Annotated in this window: 17 protein-coding genes and 2 pseudogenes; 8 read left to right on the top strand and 11 right to left on the bottom strand. The window is 69.6% G+C overall.

What is annotated here, in order from left to right:
- Positions 1 to 39: 39 nt before the first annotated feature.
- The 5 genes and pseudogenes from ELQ39_RS00215 to ELQ39_RS00195 form a co-directional block, all read right to left on the bottom strand.
- Positions 40 to 2,205: a discoidin domain-containing protein gene (locus ELQ39_RS00215; protein WP_242590424.1), complete on the bottom strand. Its 2,166-nt coding sequence runs from the start codon at positions 2,203 to 2,205 to the stop codon at positions 40 to 42.
- A 142-nt stretch (positions 2,206 to 2,347) separates the two neighbouring features.
- Positions 2,348 to 4,540 carry a discoidin domain-containing protein gene (locus ELQ39_RS00210; RefSeq protein WP_242590422.1) on the bottom strand — a complete coding sequence of 731 codons (2,193 nt, stop codon included), beginning with the start codon at positions 4,538 to 4,540 and terminating at the stop codon, positions 2,348 to 2,350.
- Between the two features lie 216 nt (positions 4,541 to 4,756).
- Positions 4,757 to 4,960: pseudogene (locus tag ELQ39_RS00205) on the bottom strand (DNA starvation/stationary phase protection protein); the annotation flags it as partial.
- 208 nt (positions 4,961 to 5,168) lie between these two features.
- Positions 5,169 to 5,357: a hypothetical protein gene (locus ELQ39_RS00200; RefSeq protein WP_242590420.1), complete on the bottom strand. Its 189-nt coding sequence runs from the start codon at positions 5,355 to 5,357 to the stop codon at positions 5,169 to 5,171.
- 237 nt (positions 5,358 to 5,594) lie between these two features.
- On the bottom strand, positions 5,595 to 6,155 hold the full coding sequence (locus tag ELQ39_RS00195) for an RICIN domain-containing protein (RefSeq protein ID WP_189409016.1): 561 nt from the start codon (positions 6,153 to 6,155) through the stop codon (positions 5,595 to 5,597).
- 177 nt (positions 6,156 to 6,332) lie between these two features.
- On the opposite strand from ELQ39_RS00195, the gene ELQ39_RS00190 reads away from it, so the two are divergent.
- Positions 6,333 to 6,557 (top strand): hypothetical protein, encoded by a 225-nt coding sequence (locus ELQ39_RS00190; protein WP_242590418.1) that lies wholly within the window; start codon positions 6,333 to 6,335, stop codon positions 6,555 to 6,557.
- A 183-nt stretch (positions 6,558 to 6,740) separates the two neighbouring features.
- Here the strand turns inward: ELQ39_RS00190 and ELQ39_RS00185 are convergent, their stop codons facing one another.
- From ELQ39_RS00185 to ELQ39_RS00170, 3 genes and pseudogenes are all read right to left on the bottom strand, one after another.
- Positions 6,741 to 7,289, bottom strand: coding sequence for a tellurite resistance TerB family protein (locus tag ELQ39_RS00185; protein WP_242590416.1), 549 nt, complete (start codon positions 7,287 to 7,289; stop codon positions 6,741 to 6,743).
- A 305-nt stretch (positions 7,290 to 7,594) separates the two neighbouring features.
- Positions 7,595 to 8,331 (bottom strand): annotated as a pseudogene (locus tag ELQ39_RS00180) (dienelactone hydrolase family protein).
- 382 nt (positions 8,332 to 8,713) lie between these two features.
- The gene (locus ELQ39_RS00170) at positions 8,714 to 10,057 is read right to left on the bottom strand and encodes an MFS transporter (protein WP_242590412.1); all 1,344 of its coding nucleotides are present in this window, start codon (positions 10,055 to 10,057) and stop codon (positions 8,714 to 8,716) included.
- A 696-nt stretch (positions 10,058 to 10,753) separates the two neighbouring features.
- Between ELQ39_RS00170 and ELQ39_RS00165 the strand changes: the two genes are divergently transcribed.
- Entirely contained in the window at positions 10,754 to 12,058 is a 1,305-nt protein-coding gene (locus ELQ39_RS00165) for a hypothetical protein (protein WP_242590410.1), read from the top strand.
- A 30-nt stretch (positions 12,059 to 12,088) separates the two neighbouring features.
- On the opposite strand, the gene ELQ39_RS00160 is transcribed toward ELQ39_RS00165, so the two are convergent.
- Both ELQ39_RS00160 and ELQ39_RS00155 read right to left on the bottom strand, forming a co-directional pair.
- Complete coding sequence (locus ELQ39_RS00160) at positions 12,089 to 12,658, bottom strand: IS5 family transposase (protein WP_337662980.1); 570 nt, start codon at positions 12,656 to 12,658, stop codon at positions 12,089 to 12,091.
- Between the two features lie 122 nt (positions 12,659 to 12,780).
- Positions 12,781 to 13,284 carry a MarR family winged helix-turn-helix transcriptional regulator gene (locus tag ELQ39_RS00155; protein ID WP_189365346.1) on the bottom strand — a complete coding sequence of 168 codons (504 nt, stop codon included), beginning with the start codon at positions 13,282 to 13,284 and terminating at the stop codon, positions 12,781 to 12,783.
- Positions 13,285 to 13,672: 388 nt separating this feature from the next.
- Here ELQ39_RS00155 and ELQ39_RS00150 point away from each other — a divergent pair, with 388 nt between their 5' ends.
- The 6 genes from ELQ39_RS00150 to ELQ39_RS00125 all read left to right on the top strand — a co-directional run bounded on the left by ELQ39_RS00150 (position 13,673) and on the right by ELQ39_RS00125 (position 18,244).
- Positions 13,673 to 14,269 (top strand): NAD(P)H-dependent oxidoreductase, encoded by a 597-nt coding sequence (locus tag ELQ39_RS00150; RefSeq protein ID WP_242590408.1) that lies wholly within the window; start codon positions 13,673 to 13,675, stop codon positions 14,267 to 14,269.
- 67 nt (positions 14,270 to 14,336) lie between these two features.
- Positions 14,337 to 15,281: an NADP-dependent oxidoreductase gene (locus tag ELQ39_RS00145; protein ID WP_242590406.1), complete on the top strand. Its 945-nt coding sequence runs from the start codon at positions 14,337 to 14,339 to the stop codon at positions 15,279 to 15,281.
- A gap of 29 nt (positions 15,282 to 15,310) precedes the next feature.
- Positions 15,311 to 16,261, top strand: coding sequence for an alpha/beta hydrolase (locus ELQ39_RS00140; protein WP_242590404.1), 951 nt, complete (start codon positions 15,311 to 15,313; stop codon positions 16,259 to 16,261).
- A gap of 252 nt (positions 16,262 to 16,513) precedes the next feature.
- On the top strand, positions 16,514 to 17,014 hold the full coding sequence (locus ELQ39_RS00135; protein ID WP_086684813.1) for a cupin domain-containing protein: 501 nt from the start codon (positions 16,514 to 16,516) through the stop codon (positions 17,012 to 17,014).
- A 169-nt stretch (positions 17,015 to 17,183) separates the two neighbouring features.
- On the top strand, positions 17,184 to 17,762 hold the full coding sequence (locus tag ELQ39_RS00130; protein ID WP_242590402.1) for a hypothetical protein: 579 nt from the start codon (positions 17,184 to 17,186) through the stop codon (positions 17,760 to 17,762).
- 8 nt (positions 17,763 to 17,770) lie between these two features.
- A complete protein-coding gene (locus tag ELQ39_RS00125; protein ID WP_242590401.1) occupies positions 17,771 to 18,244 on the top strand; it encodes a hypothetical protein in 474 nt (157 codons plus the stop codon).
- On the opposite strand, the gene ELQ39_RS00120 is transcribed toward ELQ39_RS00125, so the two are convergent.
- The gene (locus ELQ39_RS00120) at positions 18,237 to 18,413 is read right to left on the bottom strand and encodes a hypothetical protein (RefSeq protein WP_189365341.1); all 177 of its coding nucleotides are present in this window, start codon (positions 18,411 to 18,413) and stop codon (positions 18,237 to 18,239) included. The two genes, ELQ39_RS00125 and ELQ39_RS00120, sit on opposite strands and share 8 nt — an antisense overlap.
- Positions 18,414 to 18,418: the final 5 nt, after the last annotated feature.

Below are 18,418 nucleotides of genomic sequence, written 5' to 3'. Positions count from 1 at the left end.
GACGGTGCGAGGGGCGATGCCGGACGCCCTTCGCCGTCGTCAGCCGTAGATGCCGAACTCGTGCAGCGAGTAGCCCCAGCCGGTGCCACGCGCCGTCAGGTGCAGGCGTACGTGCCGGGCGGTGGCCGCCACGTCGATGGTGTCGATGTCGCCGTTGCCGGCGGTCGTGGAGTGGACCGTGCGCCAGGCGGAGCCGTTGTCGGACACCTGGACCTCGTAGGACTTGGCGTAGGCGGGGTCCCAGACGAGCTGGAGCTTGCGGACGGGTGTGGCGGAGCCGAGGTCGACCTGGATCCACTGCGGGTCGCTCCAGTCGCTGGCCCAGCGCGTGTCGGCCCGGCCGTCCGTCGCCTTGGCGGGCTCGCACGGGCAGTCGCCGTAGGAGGGCTGGAAGGAGGAGGCGGTGGTGGGCTTGTTCAGCGCCACGTTCGTGCCCGTGACGGGCGGGGCGACGACCTTGACCGATTTCGTCTCGATGCCGGCGTTGCCGCGGCCGTCCTCGGCCTGGAGGTACACCTTCCACACGCCGAGCTTCTCGGGGGCCCGCACGGCGAAGGTGCCGTTGCCGGTGGACCGCCAGGAGGCCTCGACGAGGCGTTTGTCGCCGTTGGCGTAGTTGCCGCTGAGGAAGATCTTGTAGGTGATCGGGTCGCCGTCGGGGTCGCGCACGTCCGCGCGGACGGTGAACTCGCCGCCCGCAGGAGCGGACGAGGCCGGGCTGACGGCCAGGGCGGAGACGACGGGCGGGGTGTTGTCGTTGCCGGCCGTTGCGGTGTAGGCCCGTTTGACGGCGTAGTAGGAGAGCCGCTTCAGCCCGTCGGGCAGGAGGTTGAACCAGATGCCGCCGAAGTCGTGTTCGGTGCCGTAGTGGAAGAGCGTGGCGCCGAGGGCGACGCCCCGGTGTCCGGTGACGCAGTTCCAGGCCTTGGTGTAGCCCTCGGCCTTCTGCACGTCGGTCGGCTCGTCGGGGACGCCGTTGGCGTCGTCGGGCACCTCCCACTCTCCCGCCGGTCCGCCTTCGGTGATGAGGTACGGCTTGGTGTAGCCGCCTTGTTCCCAGTCCTCCCGGACGCCGCAGATGTCGCCGTAGGAGTTCATCGAGTACAGGTCGAGGTCGGGCGCGTTGCGCTGGTAGTAGGGCCAGGCACCCGTCCAGGCGTCGGTGGAGGTGACGGGGTGGTCGGGGTCGATGCTGTGGATCTTCTTCGCGACGTCGTTGACGAAGCCGGTGTAGGCGTTGCGCTGTGCCTCCAGCTCCGCTCCGCTGTAGCAGTTCTGCAGGCCGAGGACCGACTCGTTGCCGACGTTCCACATGAGCGTCGCGGGGTGGTTCCTGTACGCCTCGACCCACTTGGTGAACTCGGTGAGCATGGTGTTCTTGTAGGCGGTGTCGGTGACGTAGTTCACGCAGCCGCCGGAGCCGGGGCCGCCGCCGGGCTGCAGCCAGAAGCCGTTGACGACCTTGAGGCCGTTCGCGGCGGCGCTGTCCAGCAGCGGCTTGGTGCCGCCGTCGGTGCCCCATGTCCGGATGGTGTTGACGCCCATGGACTTCACGTCGGGCAGGTACTTCGGGGCGTCGGCGATGGCGGGGCCCCAGGTCAGGCCTTTGACGGTGTACGGCTGCCCGCCGACGGTCAGCTGCCAGTTCCCCTGGGAGCCGGTGACCTCGACCGCTCCCGTGGCGGGCGGCGTGCCGTCCGTGGAGCCGTACACCTGGAATTCCCAGAGGGAGTAGCCGTAGCCGCCGGAGCGTTCGGTGCCCAGCATGCGGACGTAGCGGCCGGAGCCGGTGACGGCGAGTTCGTCCGTGCCGCCGTCGCCGCCGGTCACGGTCTGCAGCGTCCGCCAGTCCGTGCCGTCGTCGGACGCCTGGATCCGGTAGCTCCTGCCGTACGCGCCCTCCCAGGTCAGTACGACACGGCTGAGGTCGGACCGCTGCCCGAGGTCGACCTGGAACCACTGGGGGTCGCTCCACCGGCTGGCCCAGCGGGTGCCGGTGAGGTTGCCGTCGACGGCCGCCGAGGGGGCGTATCCGTCGCCTTCCTGGGAGGAGGCGGTGGCGGGTCTGCCCTGGGAGAGCAGGGTCTCCGCGGCCTGGGCGGGCGGGGCGGCGAGGGCGAGCGACGACGCCACGAGCGCGCCGAGGGCGAGCAGGGGGACGGCGCGCCGGACGGCTGGTCCGTGGTACGGGGGTGAGGGGGACACGTCTGCTCCTGGCGGGGTGGGGAGAGCCAACGGGCCGGCGCTGTGGCAGCACCGGTGAGGGCCCCTCCGGGCCGGGGCGCGGGGATGTCGTCCGGCCGGAGGGGACGCGTGGCCGGCGGGCGGCCCTATCAGGGGTGGGACGTCAGGGGAAGGACACGACGGTGGACGGGACGGTCGAGGTGCCGGCCGGGACCGTGGAGGCACCGGTGTCGTTGATGACGTGGTTGTAGTGGCCCATGCCGCCGAGGGAGACCACCAGGAGGCTGTGGAACTTCACGCCCGGTTTGACGGGGACCTTGAAGCCGTGGTCCTGGCGGATGTTCGGGTCGACGTTGTAGTTGCAGTAGCTGCCCAGGCCCCATGCCTCGTGGGTGTCGACCGAGTCGTCGACCCGGTAGGCGGCGTACCCCTTCGTGGTGCCGTTCTGGATGGCCGCCTGGTTCGGAGCGTCGTACGCCTTCTCGTTCTGGTAGAAAATCGTCCGGCCGCGTTCGCCGTACCACTCGACGTCGTACTTGTTGAAGTGCTCGACGAACAGGCCGGTCGCCAGCACGTCGTCACCGTTGACGCGGACGCCGTAGTCGGCCCGGTTGGTCTCCCAGCCGACGCCTTCGCCGTGGTCGGCCCGCCACACCCAGGTGTGGTCGATGATGGTGTCGTGGCTGTTGACGACCATGCTGGTGGTCGCCCTGCCCGCGCCGGCGCCGCCGATGCGGATGTACACGTCCTGCACGGTGGTGGGGTTGGCCGCGTGGTCGGCGGACGCGCCCTGCGGGCCGATCTCCAGCAGGGTCGGGGAGTTGACCGGTCCGGCGTCGATGAGGAAGCCCGCGAGCCGCACTCCGTCGACGTCGGCGACCCTCATGGCGGTCACGCCGTTGTCCGGGATGATCGTGGCGAGGCCGAGGCCCAGCACGATGGTGTTCGCCCGCTCGACGGTGATGGTCCGGTCGACGTGGTAGACGCCCGGCGTGAACAGCAGGTGCAGGCCCTGGGCGAGCGCGGCGTTGATGGTGGCCGCCGTGGCGCCGGGCTTGACGACGTAGAACTTGCTCAGCGGGACCGACTCGCCCCGCGGGGTGCCGCTCGCCCAGGTCGTGCCGCGCGCGTCGGTCCGCTTGGCGGGCGCGAAGACCTTGTACTCGCCGCCGTCCAGGTAGAGGAAGGGCTTCTCGCGGGAGATCGGTGTCGTGCCGAGCGTGGTGTAGCGGGGCTCGGGGAAGCTGGTGGCGGGAGCCCCCTCCACGCCGGAGAAGACCTGGTTCCAGACGCTGTTGGACCAGCCGCCGATGGAGCTGTCGCGGGTGTACCACTGCTGCTGCGAGTAGTTGCCGACCTGGCCGTCGATCCTGCTGTCGGCGATGTAGCCGCCGCTGGCCCAGCCGTAGCCGTTGGGTGCGAGGTTGAGGCCGCCCTTGACGTGCATCCGGCGGAACGAGGCGGCCTGGGAGACGGCCCAGCGGTTGGTGCCGTTGACCGGCTTCACGGCGAGGTTCTCCGCACCGCGCCAGAAGTTCTGCGTGGCGTTGCCGTTGAACCAGCCCGCGTCGACCGTGATGTCACCGTTGATCGTGGTGTCGTCGGGGCTGAGGCCGAGGCCGGCGATCTGGGTGTAGAAGCCGATCTGGGCGTTGAGGTTGTCGTACGTGCCCGGCTTGAAGAGGAAAGCGTGCCGGCCGGAACCGAACTGGGCCGACTCCTGCTCCCTGAACACCTGGTCCAGCTTCGCCTGGATGCCCGGGGTCGAGGGGTCGAAGACGTGCACGTTCGGGCCGAGGTCGCCGCCCGGCGTGACCGGGCCGGGGTCGTCGCCGGTGGTGCCGTACACCTTGAACTCCCAGAGGGAGTAGCCGTAGGGCGTGGCGCGGACGGTGCCGAGCATGCGGACGTAGCGGGCGGTGCCGGAGAGGTTCACGGTCTCCGTGCCGCCGGCGCCGGTGGTGGTGGAGTGGGCCGTCGTCCAGTCCGTGCCGTTCGGGGACGTCTCGATGCGGTAGGACTTCGCGTAGGCGGCCTCCCAGCGCAGTTCGACCCGGCTGAGGGAGGCGGGGGCGCCGAGGTCGACGCGGATCCACTGCGGATCGGACGCGGCGCTCGACCAGCGGGTGCCCTCGTCGCCGTCGACCGCTGCCGTGGCCGGGGTGCCGTAGTGCTCCTGGCTGGAGGCGGTGACCGGCTTGCCCTGGGAGAGCAGGACGGGTGCGGCCTGGGCCTGCGTGGCCGGGACGACGGCGAGCAGGGCGGCGGCCAGGGCGGTGACCAGGAAGCCGACGAGGCCGTGGCGGCCGGGTCTGTGCGACGGCGGCGAAGCTGGGCGTATGCCGACAGCGGGCATGGGGAGACTCCTCGACACGGGGTGAGTGGGGGAGAGCGCTCTCCCGACCATGCCCGCCGTGCCTGACACGGTCAAGGTTCCGCGCAGGCTTTTCTTTTGACTTGCATTAAGTCGAGCGTGATGTGCGGCGGCGTACGCCCGAGACGTCCGCCGCGCGGGATCACCCCTCCGGCCGACGCGCGGCGAGAGCACGGTCGGCGCAGCCGGCGCCTTCGCTCAGGGCTGCCGGCGGGCCTGTTCGGCGGCCGCCTGTTCCGTCGTGGCATCAGCCGTGCTCAGTCCCCAGCCGCTGCTCTCCAGGTGGGCGCGGACGAACCACAGGAACAGTTCCAGGCCGCGCAGTTGCCCGATGAGGATGTCCTGCGTGACGGGGCCGGAGGCCTCGGTCGCCGCCATCGCCTCGCGGTGGTCCTCGATGAGCCTTTCGTGTTGACGCCTTCGGTGACCTACGGGCGGGCTTCGTAAGGCTCATGGTCGGATGCCGACGTCGATTTCCCGGCGCGGTCCGTTGCGGTGGGGAGCGCGTCCCTGGGGCGACGAAGTCCATGTCCGCTCTCATGCACGCTCAATGATCACAGGTGAGCACTCACCGTCACAGTCCCGCACCCGCCTCACTGTGAGGGGCCGGTCAGGCGGTCGGCACGGTGCCGGGCTGGTCCTGCACGTTTGCTGCCGCGTTGATCTGATCTGTGCCCGCCTGGGTGAGGAAGACCCACGTCCCGTAGACGCCCCACGTGAGGCCGAGCAGCGAACTCGCGGCGTAGAAGCCCATTCCGTTGGTGGAGCCGGCGGTGGCACGGCGCCACCGTCCGCGCAACCCTCCTCGAGCTGGTCGTGCGCTGCTGCTCGTCTTCAACCGAATCGGCCGGCGCAACCCCCAACACCGCCATCGCGCAGTTGGCCGATCTCACCGAGCGGCACTGGAAGGGCACCGTGTACGACGGCGGCTTTCACATGGACGACGGCAAGCTCCCCATCGTGGTCACCGGCAAGGACCCGCCGCTTCGGCCTCATCGAGCAGTTCGCTACTGTCTGCCTCTCCGCAGGCCGACCGTCAGGCAGTACTACCTGACGGGGCAGCGAAGGGCATAACGAGCAGCCAGTGTTGATTCACGCCGCTGTGTTCGCTCCACAGCACCGGCCAGGTGCCGCGCTCTGCGTCATGCGGCCTGTCGAGCACCAGACCGGTTGCGGCGTTCTCAAGATAGTGCGCGCGATGGCCGGGGGCCGGCTTGAGGCGCCACCGCTGTCGTGGCCCATTGGTCTCAGCACACATCTGCGGGTGGTCCCCCTCGTGGCTGCCGCGGCCGTCGAGGAACAAGTTGTTGCTGAGTGAGACGATGCGTGCTTCGCCTTCATGCCCCGAGGGAATGAGCCGCCACAACTGATGAGCCTGGCCGTGTGCTGTCCAGAGATGCGGATGCGAACCGTCCTCGGTCCGGAAGGCCGTGTCCATCGCAAGGCCGGAATCCACAGATATGATCAGAAATGGCCCGGTCTGCGTGATACTGCGCCGACGCCGCCTGAAGATCGCACCAACATCGGTGGTGGTGATCTTCAGGAAAGGCGGAAAGGGGCTGATTTCTGCGCTGATTCGGCGGTCCGCGTCTGTCACAGAACCAGCCTAGGGAGTGCGTCCCCAGTTGGAGGGCAACGCCTTGAAACTCCCTGTCTGAGTACTCCAAACGCAGCCGCCGTACTCAGCGGCACATGACCGGCGACAGCCCAACTCCGTGCCAGGCGCGTGCCGGTGGTCACCGCCAAGCGCCTGCTGGACTGGGAAGGATGGGGCATGGCCCAGGAGCGGTTTGACGCTGCCACTCTCTACGCCTACGTGCTGCTCCAGCCGGACAATGCCGGCCGCGCCCGTACCGCCTTCCCCGTGCTGGGCAGTCCGGCCGGCCTCGCCGCCGAAGCGGCCGTGTGCGCCCAGCTGCTCCAGACCGTGGCCCGCGGAGACAACCTGGTCCTCGAAGGACCGCTTCAGAACTGGGCTGGGGAACTCCGCCGCCGCTGAGCCCGCGTGCTCGCCCCGACCACGAGGTCGACCACGCCGAGTGCGACCCTCGACCACGGCGCCGGACGGCGTGTCGAGTCCTGCCCCGCAAGGGATCAAAACCCGAGATTGATCACGACCTCACACAGGGCCAAGCCGGATCGCTGATCAGAGCGGAACCAGGGAGCGAATCAGAGCCGGGACTCAGAGCTGGAATTCGGCCGGGGACAGCCCCAGCGTCGCGCAGGCCTCGCGCAGGACCGTCGCCTCTGCCTGGGAGAAGTGGCCGTCGGCACCGGCGATGACCATGCCGGTCTGGATCACGGCCCGGGCCTCGGTGGGCTTCTTGGCGGCCTTGGCGATCTCCTGCATGGCCTGGTTCTTGCCGTGCTGGAAGTTCATCGTGAGCTGGTCGACATGCTTGTTGAAACGCTGCCGCAGCTGTTCCGGCGGGAAGTTCTGGAGCACGTCGTTGCTGAGGATCATCGACTCGACCTGCTGCCGCTCGGCCGGATCCACCTGCCCGTCGGCCGCCGCGACCAGCGCGCACACCGCCATGCTCGCGTCCCGGTAGGCACCGCTCTTCAACTCGGTCTTCAGCGAGCCGAGCTGCGTCTTCAGCACACCGATCAGCTGGGCCTTGCTGCCACCGCCGGACCTCGTCCCCCCGCTGCGCCCACCGGTGGCGCCACGCCCGCCCTGATTCTGCTGCAGAGCCTTGGCCTGGTCCTTGAGCTTGTCCCAGACTGCCATCAAGTCACCTCGGTCATCGTCGGAAGTCATCTCGCGAACCCGCTCCCGCGCGCTCACTGGCCCAACGCCCGACCCCGGGCAAAGGTTCCGTAAAACGCGCGCCTCTCTCCTCACCTGTTTCTCCGGTGCCCGAAACGGTGATGACCCCCACCCGGTGATCGGGTACGGGCAGTCGCGGTGACGCCTGGTGTCAGGCGTTGTGCCTCCGCGTCACGCGTCGTCGCGCGAGCGGAGCCTCGGGCGCGGGGCGGGGGACTGTCAGTGCACGACGCGGACCAGGCCTGGTGCCAGGATATTTGCCTGAGTCATGCTTCCGGATTGTCCGTCACGGGCAGGCACTCGGCGAGCAGGTCGACGACGTCGCGCCAGGCTCGCTGCGCGTGCTGTGGGTGGTAGCCGACGCCGGGGACCGTGGGGTGGTCGACCGGCGGGTGGTGGAAGGCGTGCAGGGCGCCGCCGTAGACCGCGAGGCGCCAGTCGACGCCCGCGGCCTGCATTTCGGCGGTGAACGCGTTTCGTTGTGCGGGCGGCATGATCGGGTCTTCCGATCCGACCCCGGCCCACACCGGGCAGCGAATGTGCGCTGCCTCGCCCGGTCGCCCCGTGGTAGTCGCGTTGACGGTGCCGATCGCGCGCAGGTTGACGCCGTCGCGCCCGAGTTCCAGCGCGATGGCGCCTCCGGTGCCGTAGCCGACGGCGGCGACCCGGTCGGGGTCGGTCCGCGATTCGGTGCGCAACACGTCGAGCGCCGCATGACCGATGCCCCGCATCCGGTCGGGATCAGCGAGCAGCGGCATGCAACGACCCAGCATCTCCTCGGGGTCGCCCAAATAGCGCCCGCCGTGCAGGTCGAAGGCCAGCGCTACATATCCCAGCTCGGCGAGAGCATCGGCCCGGCGACGCTCGACGTCGCTGAGCCCCATGCCCTCTGGTCCGAGCAACACCGCGGGCCGGCGGTCGCTACCGGCCGGGAGCGCGAGGTGCCCGACCATCGTCAAACCGTCCGCCGGTACTCGACCGTACGCGTCGTAATCGCCGTCATGAGACTGGACTGTAGGGATCGTCGAGCCCGGCCCGGCCACTGTTCTGCCGCTGGCAGAACAGCGCGCGTGGCCCTCTGAAATGCGGGGGGGGGGCGAGCCATCAGGGCTTCAAGATCATTTTGCCTGCGGCGCGTACCTCGGTCACATCCGAGGAGCTTGTCGAACACGACCCTGCCCGGGACGCGGGGGCCGATGACAGCCCAGCGGGTCAACGACCTGGCGGCGCGGGAGCAGCGCGTGGAACTGCTCCCACAGAGGGCCGGTGAGGGATGAAGGCAGGACGGGCACGTGACCTTCTGCTTGACCGGTGCTGATCGTGAACCTGTTGTTTCCAGGGCTGCGCCCGGCCGGGCCGCCGGACGGACGCAGCCCTGGCTAAGATCACCCGAGCGTTTCCTCTGACACCGCGGCGGGCAGGGAGATCCGCCAGGCGATGCACCCGGCCGCAGCGAGCCCGGGGATGGTCAGGAAGCTGCTGGCGAGGAACGGGTCGGTGCCGTCCAGGGTGGGAGCGAACCCGATGCCGACGTAGAGCGTGATCCCGGTGGAACCGCCCAGTTGGTCGGCGGCTCGCTGGACGCCGGAGGCGATGCCGGCGTCGTCCTCGGTCACGCCGGTCACCGCGACGTACTGCAGCCCGACGATCCCGAACCCCATCCCGGCCGCGATGAGCACCATGGCCGGAACCATCACCGGGCCGGTGGCCTCGAGGGAGGAGACCAGGGCGATGGCGGTCATCGCCAGCGCGGTGAAGCCGAGGCCGGCCAGGACGCAGGCCCGGGCTCCCCACCGTCCGAGCAGCCGGGGAACCAGCACCGAGGCCGCGATCAGGGACACCGCCAGGGGCAGCATCGTCAGACCGGCCTGGAGCGGGCTGGCGCCCGACCGGTCCTGCAGGTAGTAGGTGAACAGCAGGAACGAGGTGGACAGCGCCGCGCTCAGCAGAGCGGTGGCGAGGTTGGCCAGGACGCGCGGCCGGTTGCGGAGGAACCGCAGCGGCACGAGCGGGTTCCGTGAACGGCGCTCGACCCCGACGAACAGGGCTCCGGCTGCCACCGCGCCGGCCAGCGCCACCGGCGGCAACCAGGGCAGCGTGCCGTCCGCTTGTCCCGCCTCGACGACACCGAGGGTGAACAGCAGTGGAGCCGTGACCACCAGGAACGAACCGGGAAGGTCCAGCGGTGCGGGCCCGGCGGGCCGTTCGCCCGGCACGAGAAGGGCCGCAGCCGCGAGCACGACCAGGATGAACGGCACAGACACCAGGAAGATCCACCGCCAGCCGAGCAGCTCGGTGATGATCCCGGAGACCACGAACCCGAGGACGAGGCCACAGCTCGCGACGGCCGCCCACACGCTCAGCGCCCGCGACCTGCGCGGCCCCTCGGGGAACATGAGCACGATCACCGCCATCGCCGCCGGAAGCGCGATCGCTTCCCCGGCACCCTGCAACAGCCGGGCTGTCACCAGCACGGCGAAGGACGGCGCGAGCCCGGCCAGCAAGGATGCGGCACCGAAGAGAGTTGTGCCGAGCAGGAGGATACGGCGCCTGCCCAGCACGTCGCCCAGCCGGCCGCCGAGCATCAGCAGCCCGCCGCCGGTGATCGTGTACCCGACCACGACCCAGACCAGGGCGTGCCCGTCGACCCCGAAGTCGGCGCCGATCGAGGGCAGGGCGACGTTGACCACGGTCACGTCCACCGCAATGAAGAACTGCAGCATGGCCATGCAGCACAGCACCAGCCACGCGCGAACCGGGGACGATCCGTCCCCGCGCGAAGAGAGAATGCCTGAAAACACCGAGTGCTCCGTTGCCCAGAAGAAGTTCCGAGCAGCACAAACGTGCCGCTCCGGTTCAACCACGAAGCAGCAGAACGTTCAACAGAAGTGAGACGAACGCCCCGCCGCTAGCGGAGCGTCCTGGTCACCGCGGCACAAGCCGCGCACGAAGCACCAGACATGTCGCCGATGCTATCGGAGCCGACGGCAAGTGATCCTTTGACGTCACGCCGCCGCGGACCTAACAACCATCCCCGCACCACACCCAGCCCTCATCCCCCGTCACGCCCGGCCGAGCCGGCGCCGTCGGGTCAGATGCTGCCTCCTCTTGCTCCCACCTATCCGCGTGACCTCTTAGTCGCGGACGAAGTCCTGTCCGGGGCTCATGCGGGCCGTGTACCGGCAGGCTCATCGAACAGCCGTGCCCCGCAGGCTGGCTTCGTTCACGAGTTCGGGTTCTGCTCAAGTTCTGTGACCGGTGGATGTCATGTCCGCCCCATCGGCGCGCCTCTGTGTCGTCGTGCCGGGCTGGTCGTGGGTGCCACGGCCTTGAGCTGGGTGCTGAGTGGCGCCAGGATCGGCACGGTGCCATGTCAGTGCCGTGCCCTAGGTTGCCGAGTATCAGGCGTTCCCGGCGACGAGGGGATGAGGGTGCGCAGGCCAGTTGAGGGCGAAGTCCACGTGCACTACGGACAGATCTACGTCGAGAGTGATCCGGACAGCTTCGGTCCGGACCTCCAGGAGTCTTTCGCCGGGCAGAGCGCCGGGCTGTGCGGGGCCGCGACGCCGGGCGCGCTGTGGTTGTCGACCGGGCTCCACACGGGCAGCGTCGGCTTCACCGTCGAGGTGCACGACCAGGCTCCGCCGCTGGATCCGGCGTGGGAGGACGTCGTAGAGGCCTCCTTCCGCCCCGTCTCGGCCGGCAGCGCTCTCGTGCAATGGGCGGGGGAGGCCTCCTGGGACCTCGCCCTGGAAGAGACGGACTACCGGGTGCGCTACTGCGCCCAGGGCATGGACGAGGCACACCGCCAGGACACCCGGCTGGACGACGAGCCGCAACTGGACTGCTACCTGCTGCAGTTCTGGCCCGCTCCACCCGCACCGGACGGCGTCCTGAAACAGACCTCGGCGACTGCCGCGTACTGGCACGACTACGCCCGCCGGCAGCCCGCTCCACCCACACCGGCCGAACGCGCCGAAGCCGAACGTCAGGCCCGCCTCGCGCAGGAACAAGCCGAGGAAGAGCGCCGGCTCGCACACGAACGCTGGCAGTGGGGCGGACGATCGCCGAGCCGCGCCCTGCGCGAAGTCAGCGGCAACGTGCGCGGCCTGCTCGTCTTCGACCCGGCCCTCGTCCACGCCATCGACGCCGCCACACCCGGGACCCAGCGGACAACAGCGCTGCTGGCCGCACGTCGCGCCTGTGAGGCGGCCGGGCTCACCGACCTCGACTGGATCGCCGCAGGGCTCACCGCCCTGGCCGAGGGCCGCCCACTGCCGTCGCCCCTCGACGACCCTGCCCAGGCGTGGCAGGCCCTGGAAGCAGATCCACGGGTCCCCGACAGAACCGTCGCCCAAGCCGTCCCGCCCAAACGGCCCCCCTTCCAGCCACCCGCCCACAGCGACACACACACGCCGATGCCCAAGCCCGCCACGGTCCCGCGGATCACAGGTCCCGCGGCCGCCCTGGTGAAGCCGCCGGACCGTGCCGCACCACCGACACCGCAGCCCGGGGAAGCGACGCCGCGCACGATGAGGGTCACGTTCGGCGAGCTGGACCCGTCCCTGCGGATGTCCCAGCCCCACATGGCCCTGCCCGCGCTGCTCGGCGCCGCCGAAGCCAACCCGCTCCAGGCGGCCCTGGACGCGGTGTACGCGGCCGTGACCGCCTACGGCGAGGACTACCAAACCCTCCTGCAAGAGATCCGGTCCGCCTGCCAGGAGCTATGAAGGAACACCGGCCGCGGGTGATCAGAGAGCTCAATCAGCCAGTTCAGCGCACCCGCGGGGATGGTCCCCGGGCCGCGATGTGGAGTCCGCCAGGTAAATGGGCGCGGTCTTGTCATAACGAGTGGCGAGGCCGCGCCGCTGCTTGAGGCGGTTGATGCACCGCTCGACGGTGTTGCGCTGTTTGTAGGCCTCCCGGTCGAAGGGCGGCGGTCTGCCACCGGCCTGTCCGCGCCGCATCCGGTCGGCCTGCTGGTCGGCCCGTTCCGGGATCACCCCGCGGATGCCGCGTTTACGCAGGTGGCTGCGGATCGCGCGGGAGGAGTACGCCTTGTCGGCCAGGACCACGTCCGGCGTGGTCCCGGGCCTCCCACGGCGGCGGGGGACGCGCAGGCGGGCCATCACCTTGGTGAAGGCAGGCGCGTCGCCGGCCTGTCCGGCGGTGAGGTCGAAGGCCAGCGGCCGGCAGCGGTCGTCGGCCGCGAGGTGGATTTGGTGGTCAGTCCGCCGCGGGTGCGGCCGATGGCATGGTCGTACCGGTTCGCCGGCCGGGCCCCGGGCTCCGGCGGCGTGCTGGTGGGCGCGCACGATGGCGGAGCCCACCGACTCAGCGTCGTCCAGGTGCTACGCCTCAGTCCCTGTTCTCGGCGTCGCTCGTCGCTTCCCCTTGGCCCTGCGCCGAGCGGGACATGCCGTGTCCCTACTGCGTGGCCTGGGCCGAGTCCTCATGCTCCGGCTTTACGGCGGCGAGGTGCGGCCGAGCGGGACGGCATGGAGCGCATGTGGTCGCGCACCGGAGCCAGCAGGCCGGCGAGAGCTTTGACGTCGTCGCGCGAAAGCGGCTCGAACAGGAGGCGGCTGACCACCTCGACGTGACCCGGCAGCACCTTCGCAAGCAGCGCACGCCCGGCATCGGTGAGGGTGACGGTGATGCTCCGCTCGTCGTCCGGCGAGGGAGCGCGGACGACCAGGCCCTCCTTCTGGAGCAGATCCACCTGGTAGGTCAGGCCGCTGCGGCTGTAGACGACGCCGTCGGCCAGGTCGGTCATGCGGTGGCTGCCCGTCGGCGAGTCCCCGAGGCGGGCCAGCAGCTGGAACTGCACATAGCTGAGGTCACCGGTCTCGCGCAGCTGCTGCTCGACGGCGTGCCGGAGCAGGCTGGTCACCTCGATGAGGTCGAAGTAGGCGCCGAGCTGCACGGGATCGAGCGACGGCGGTGAATCAGACATGCCCGAAGTCTACTGCTTCGAATTCGAAGAATGCGGCGGGGCGCGGTTCCAGCCACAAGAGGAGGAACTGGAACTGAACTCCTCCGCGAGTTCCGGTGCCACCCCCGGCAGGTGGATCGGACGGGGCGCGAGGGCTTCCCAGGCCCGAAGGCGCGACCTCGTGAGCGCACGGTGTGGGCAGCGTTGAGCCGACTGAGCACCGCAGAACATGGAGAGCGGGCAGTGCCGCGGCACCGGGTTACGAGCAGAAGGACGGCGCCGCCGCCCACGCATCCCGAGGACCCGCCATGAACATCCCCTGCCTCGGGCAACGTCATCGTCCTCGGCCCTCCCCGGTGACGGCACGAGAGCCCGGCCGCAGCGCAGAAGCCATGAACACGATGCCGGGATGAGCACCGCCGCGTGGACTCCGGTGTCCTTGGCCGTGGTGAGCGCCGGTGTCGGCTGTCCGCGTCCGGCTCACCGGCCCGCGGACTGGATCACGGAGGCGGTGTGCCGGTCACTGACGGCCGGGGGTGCGCGCGCCGAGGTGGAGGTGCTGGAGCTGCATCGGCTGGCAGCCGACCTCGCCCAGCACTCCATCCAGGGCCGCGTCAGCCTCGACCTGCGTGAGGCGATCGCGGCGGTCGTGGCGGCCGACGGGCTGGTGGTGGCGACCCCGGTGCGCGCCGCATCCCCGAGCAAGGTGTTCGACTCGTTCCTCGCCATCCTCGGGGACAAAGTCCTCTCCGGCATGCCGGTGCCGCTGGCGCAACAGCGGATCCGACCGGCAGCCACCCGACATCACACAGGTGATGCGCAGGCGCCTGACTGCCGTGCACGCCGAGCCCGTGCCCACGGTCGTCGTCGCAGGCCCCGTCGACTGGCAGGCCACGGCGCTCAGCGGCGCGGCTGCGCGCCTGCATCGACCGAGCCGCCGTCGAACTCGCCGCGGCGATGCGCTCGAACCAGCAGTAACCCAGCACTTGCTTCGAATTCGAAGTAGATGTACCGTCGTCAACAGTTGCTTCGAATTCGAAGCAACATCGATCGCAGTGAAGGTGAGAACCGGAATGAAGGCAGTGCGTTTCCACGAGTACGGCGACCCGAGCGTCCTGCGCTATGAGGACGTGGAGCAGCCCGTTCCCGGGGCCGGCGAGGTCCGGGTGCGCGTCGCCGCGACGTCGTTCAACCCCGTCGACGGCAACATCCGCGGGGGCTTCATGCAGGGCCCCATCCCGGTGACGCTGCCCCACACGCCCGGCATCGACGTCGCCGGAACGGTCGACGCGCTGGGCGAGGGCGTCGACGGCATCGCGGTCGGCGAGGACGTCGTCGGCTTCCTGCCGATGGACGGCAACGGCGCCGCCGCGCAGTATGTTCTCGCGCCGGCCGACGTCCTGATCCCGGCCCCCAAGAGCGTCCCCCTGGCCGACGCCGCCGCGCTGCCGCTGGTGGGCCTGACCGCGTACCAGGCGCTCTTCGACCACGGCAAGCTGACGGCCGGGCAGCGCGTATTGATCAACGGAGCCGGCGGTGCGGTCGGCGGCTACGCCGTGCAGCTGGCCAAGAACGCCGGCGCCCACGTCATCGCCACAGCCGGCCCGCGCAGCAGCGAGGCGGTCACATCGGCCGGCGCCGACGAGGTCATCGACCACACCGCCACCGACGTGACCGCGGCGGTGACCGAACCGGTCGACCTCGCACTCAACCTCGCGCCGGTCGCTCCGGACGAACTGGCCTCGCTGGTCACCCTGGTCCGTCCCGGCGGGGTCGTCGTGAACACCACGGTGTGGATGCCCGCCCCCAGCGACGAGGAGCGCGACGTGCGCGGCATCGACCTGTTCGTCCGCAGCGACGCCGACCAACTGGCCCAACTGGTGGCGCTGATCGACCGCGGCGAACTGCGCGTCGACGTCGCCGAGCGGGTACCGCTGGCCGAACTCCCCGCGCTCCACGCCCGGGCCTCCGAAGGCGCGGTGCACGGCAAGGTCATCGTGGTCCCGTCCGCCGACTGACGCCGATCCTCCACCGAACGGGAAAGACCATGGCACTCAGTCTGGATCCCGAAATCGCTCAGGCGCTGGCCCCGATGGCCGGCGCGATGGCGGACGCCACACCACCGGCCGTAGGCGACATCGCGGCGCGGCGCGCCATGTGGGAGCCGATCATCGGCGCCGCGGGAACGGCCCAGCCGATCCCGGACGACGTCAAGACCAGCGAGCACCACACGACCGCCGACGACGGCGTGCGGATCACCATGCGCTGGTACACCAAGGACGGCGCGGCGCCGGGCCCGGCCGTGCTGTTCTTCCACGGTGGCGGATACATCTTCGGCCACATCGACCTGTTCGACGGCCCGGTCTCCCGCTACGTCTCCGCCAGCGGCGTGCCGATGCTGTCGGTCGAGTACCGGCGCGCCCCCGAGCACCCCTTCCCGGCCCCGCTCGAGGACGCCTACAGCGCACTGCGCTGGCTGCATGCACACGCCGCCGAACTCGGCGTCGACCGCGACCGGATCGGTGTGATGGGGGACAGCGCCGGCGGCGGTATGGCCGCGGGACTGACGATCCTCGCCCGCGAGCGCGGCGGCCCGAAGATCGCCCGTCAGATCCTCATCATGCCGATGCTCGACGACCGCACCACCACCCCCGATTCCCACATCGCGCCTTACCTGCTGTGGTCCTACGACGACAGCCTCACCGCCTGGCCCGCCCTGCTCGGCGAGGCCGCCGGCGGGCCCAAGGTTCCGGCCACGGCGGCCCCGGCCCGACTCGAGGACGCCACCGGCCTGCCGCCGGCCTACATCGAGGTCGGCCAGCTCGACGTCTTCCGCGACGAAGACGCCGCCTACGCCACCAAACTCAGCCGCGTCGGCGTGCCGGTCGAATTCCACCTGCACCCCGGTGCCCCACACGAGTTCGACTCCATCGCCTTCACCTCCGACGTCGCCCGCCGCGCCATCACCGACCGCATCCGCGTCCTCACATCCATCTGAGCCGCCACCGAGCGCGCTCACCCCATGCCACAGGAGGGGTATGCAGGCGCTCCACACAGGTGGCCCGCACCCCGTTGCCCGCCGCGACGGAGTCTCTCGGACACCGGCACGAACACACTGAAGCACCGCGCGGCCGGGCCGGAATCCCGCTTCGCGCCGCATGTGCATTGACGGCCGGGAGACTGCCGGACTCCATGAGAGCTGCCCGGCACCTGATCCTCACCCGACTGACCTCTGAAGGAGACGATTTCGATGATCCCCGACGACGACCTGTCCCGCTCGCTGACCGTGGCGGACCCCGACGATCCCGGCACGACGTACATCTCTTTGGTGGGCAACACGTACGCCATGCTGGTCACCGGCGAGCAGACCGACGGCCGGTACTGCCTGATCGACATGCGTGTGCCCGACGGCGGCGGCCCGCCCCCGCACCGGCACGACTTCGAGGAGATGTTCACGATCCTCGAGGGCGAGATCGAGTTCACCTTCCGCGGCGAGAAGCACACCGTACGGGCCGGGTCCACGGTCAACATCCCGGCCAACGCCCCGCACAACTTCCGCAACGCCTCTGGTGCGCCGGCCCGCATGCTGTGCATGTGCACCCCGGCAGGCCAGGACGAGTACTTCACGCGCATCGGCGATGTCGTCGCCGGCAAGGACGCGCCGCCGCCCCAGCTGTCGCAGGACGAACTCGCGGAGCGCCGCCGCCGCGCGGCCGAGTTGGCCTCGGCCTACCGGAGCGAGTTCCTGTGAGTGGCAGAGCCGCCAGGCCCGGCACCGGTCGACAGGGTGAGCTCATCGACAAACGACTCCCGTTCTCGCGAACAGAGCCAGCCTTGGCCGCGCAGGCCGCCGCCGAGGCGATTTCCACGAGAAGACCCAGATCGACTCGGGGGCGCTCAGCGAGGACACCACCTTGGTCATGTTGACCATCGGCGGTAACGACGCGCGTTTCGACAACAAGATCCAGACGTGCGTCATGGAGGGGTGCCCCTCCGAGGCCTCGATGAAGGCAGACATCGACAACGTCGTAGCCGAGACCCGCACTGTGCTGGAACAAATCCATGCACTCGCGCCGAACGCGACGATTTCGCTGATGGGCTACCCCTTGCTCTTCAGCCGCACTCAGGCCTGCTCGACCTTGGTCAGTGCCTCCCAGCGTGTCATCCTGAACGACATGGCCGAGTACTTCGAGAGCAAGCAGCGCGAGCTCGCGCTCTCGATGAGTGCCTCCAATGTCCGTTACCGATCCCCGCAGGCGGCGTTCGAGGGTAAGCGGATCTGTGATTCACCTGAAGGCATCAACGGGGTCGTGGCAGGGCCGAATGGTGACGGCGACTTCCACCACGGCGACAAGAACACGCAGCTCTGCTGGTGGTTCACCGGGGACACCTGCCTGAGCCGCGAGAGCTACCACCCGAACCCGACCGGAACGAGCGCCTACGCACAGGCGTTCATGACGGCCAGCCCTCTGTCAGCTGCCACTCGACAGGGCCGGTGAACAGGCACATGTCCAACAACGGCACCGTGGCGCAGCAGAGCCGTGTCACGGTGCCGTCCCCTGGGTGCCTCGCCGCCATCATGGTGCCCATCGTCGCGGTCCTGATCGCGGTTTCGGTTCTCATGGTCATGCACTGTCGCCAGGAACGCGCGAACGAGCGAAACAAGGCAGAAGCCTTGGAGCGGACAGCAGACTTGGCCCATTCTTACGCGCGCGACATGGTGGTAGCCCCAAACGGCTTTCCCGGCCAAGAAGTCGTTCGGGGGATCGCCGAGAGGCACGACGGCAGGCTTCTCTCTTACGCGCGGTCGGAGGACTCGCTGACCACCACCGTCCGCTTCTTCGGAGAGTATGAGGACACGAACATGTTCGGCGTGTCACACTCCCGGGCCTACCACTGCTACTCCATTGTGCTGCGGAAGGGGGCCGAGGGCGCACCACAAGCGAGGACGTCTCCGCTGGAAGAGTGCAACGTCATCTGACCAAGCACTGCGCAGCAGACCAGATCGCCCACGGTTGAGTGTGCTCCACGACGTCCCTTAGCGGTGTCGACGTCGCGGCCGACGGCAGCGACGAGAGCAGCAGGTTCTGCGAGGCGCCGGTGTAGTTCTTCTCGACGGCCACGTAGAGGCCGTTGGCCTGGGACTTCATGGCGA

This window comes from Streptomyces sp. GB4-14 (assembly GCF_022696125.1).
Taxonomy (GTDB): domain Bacteria; phylum Actinomycetota; class Actinomycetes; order Streptomycetales; family Streptomycetaceae; genus Streptomyces; species Streptomyces werraensis.
The sequence above is the reverse complement of the archived record's forward strand: the minus strand, read 5'-3'. Positions and strand labels throughout refer to the sequence as shown.

Excerpts from the sequence above, each read along its gene's own strand:
- ELQ39_RS00140 (WP_242590404.1), top strand. The coding sequence starts at position 15,311 with ATGGCACTCAGTCTGGATCCCGAAATCGCTCAGGCGCTGGCCCCGATG.
- ELQ39_RS00210 (WP_242590422.1), bottom strand. The coding sequence starts at position 4,540 with ATGCCCGCTGTCGGCATACGCCCAGCTTCGCCGCCGTCGCACAGACCC.
- ELQ39_RS00145 (WP_242590406.1), top strand. The coding sequence starts at position 14,337 with ATGAAGGCAGTGCGTTTCCACGAGTACGGCGACCCGAGCGTCCTGCGC.
- ELQ39_RS00120 (WP_189365341.1), bottom strand. The coding sequence starts at position 18,413 with ATGAAGTCCCAGGCCAACGGCCTCTACGTGGCCGTCGAGAAGAACTAC.
- ELQ39_RS00170 (WP_242590412.1), bottom strand. The coding sequence starts at position 10,057 with ATGGCCATGCTGCAGTTCTTCATTGCGGTGGACGTGACCGTGGTCAAC.
- ELQ39_RS00125 (WP_242590401.1), top strand. The coding sequence starts at position 17,771 with ATGTCCAACAACGGCACCGTGGCGCAGCAGAGCCGTGTCACGGTGCCG.
- ELQ39_RS00165 (WP_242590410.1), top strand. The coding sequence starts at position 10,754 with ATGAGGGTGCGCAGGCCAGTTGAGGGCGAAGTCCACGTGCACTACGGA.
- ELQ39_RS00190 (WP_242590418.1), top strand. The coding sequence starts at position 6,333 with ATGGCCCAGGAGCGGTTTGACGCTGCCACTCTCTACGCCTACGTGCTG.
- ELQ39_RS00150 (WP_242590408.1), top strand. The coding sequence starts at position 13,673 with ATGAGCACCGCCGCGTGGACTCCGGTGTCCTTGGCCGTGGTGAGCGCC.
- ELQ39_RS00155 (WP_189365346.1), bottom strand. The coding sequence starts at position 13,284 with ATGTCTGATTCACCGCCGTCGCTCGATCCCGTGCAGCTCGGCGCCTAC.
- ELQ39_RS00130 (WP_242590402.1), top strand. The coding sequence starts at position 17,184 with ATGTTGACCATCGGCGGTAACGACGCGCGTTTCGACAACAAGATCCAG.
- ELQ39_RS00135 (WP_086684813.1), top strand. The coding sequence starts at position 16,514 with ATGATCCCCGACGACGACCTGTCCCGCTCGCTGACCGTGGCGGACCCC.
- ELQ39_RS00185 (WP_242590416.1), bottom strand. The coding sequence starts at position 7,289 with ATGGCAGTCTGGGACAAGCTCAAGGACCAGGCCAAGGCTCTGCAGCAG.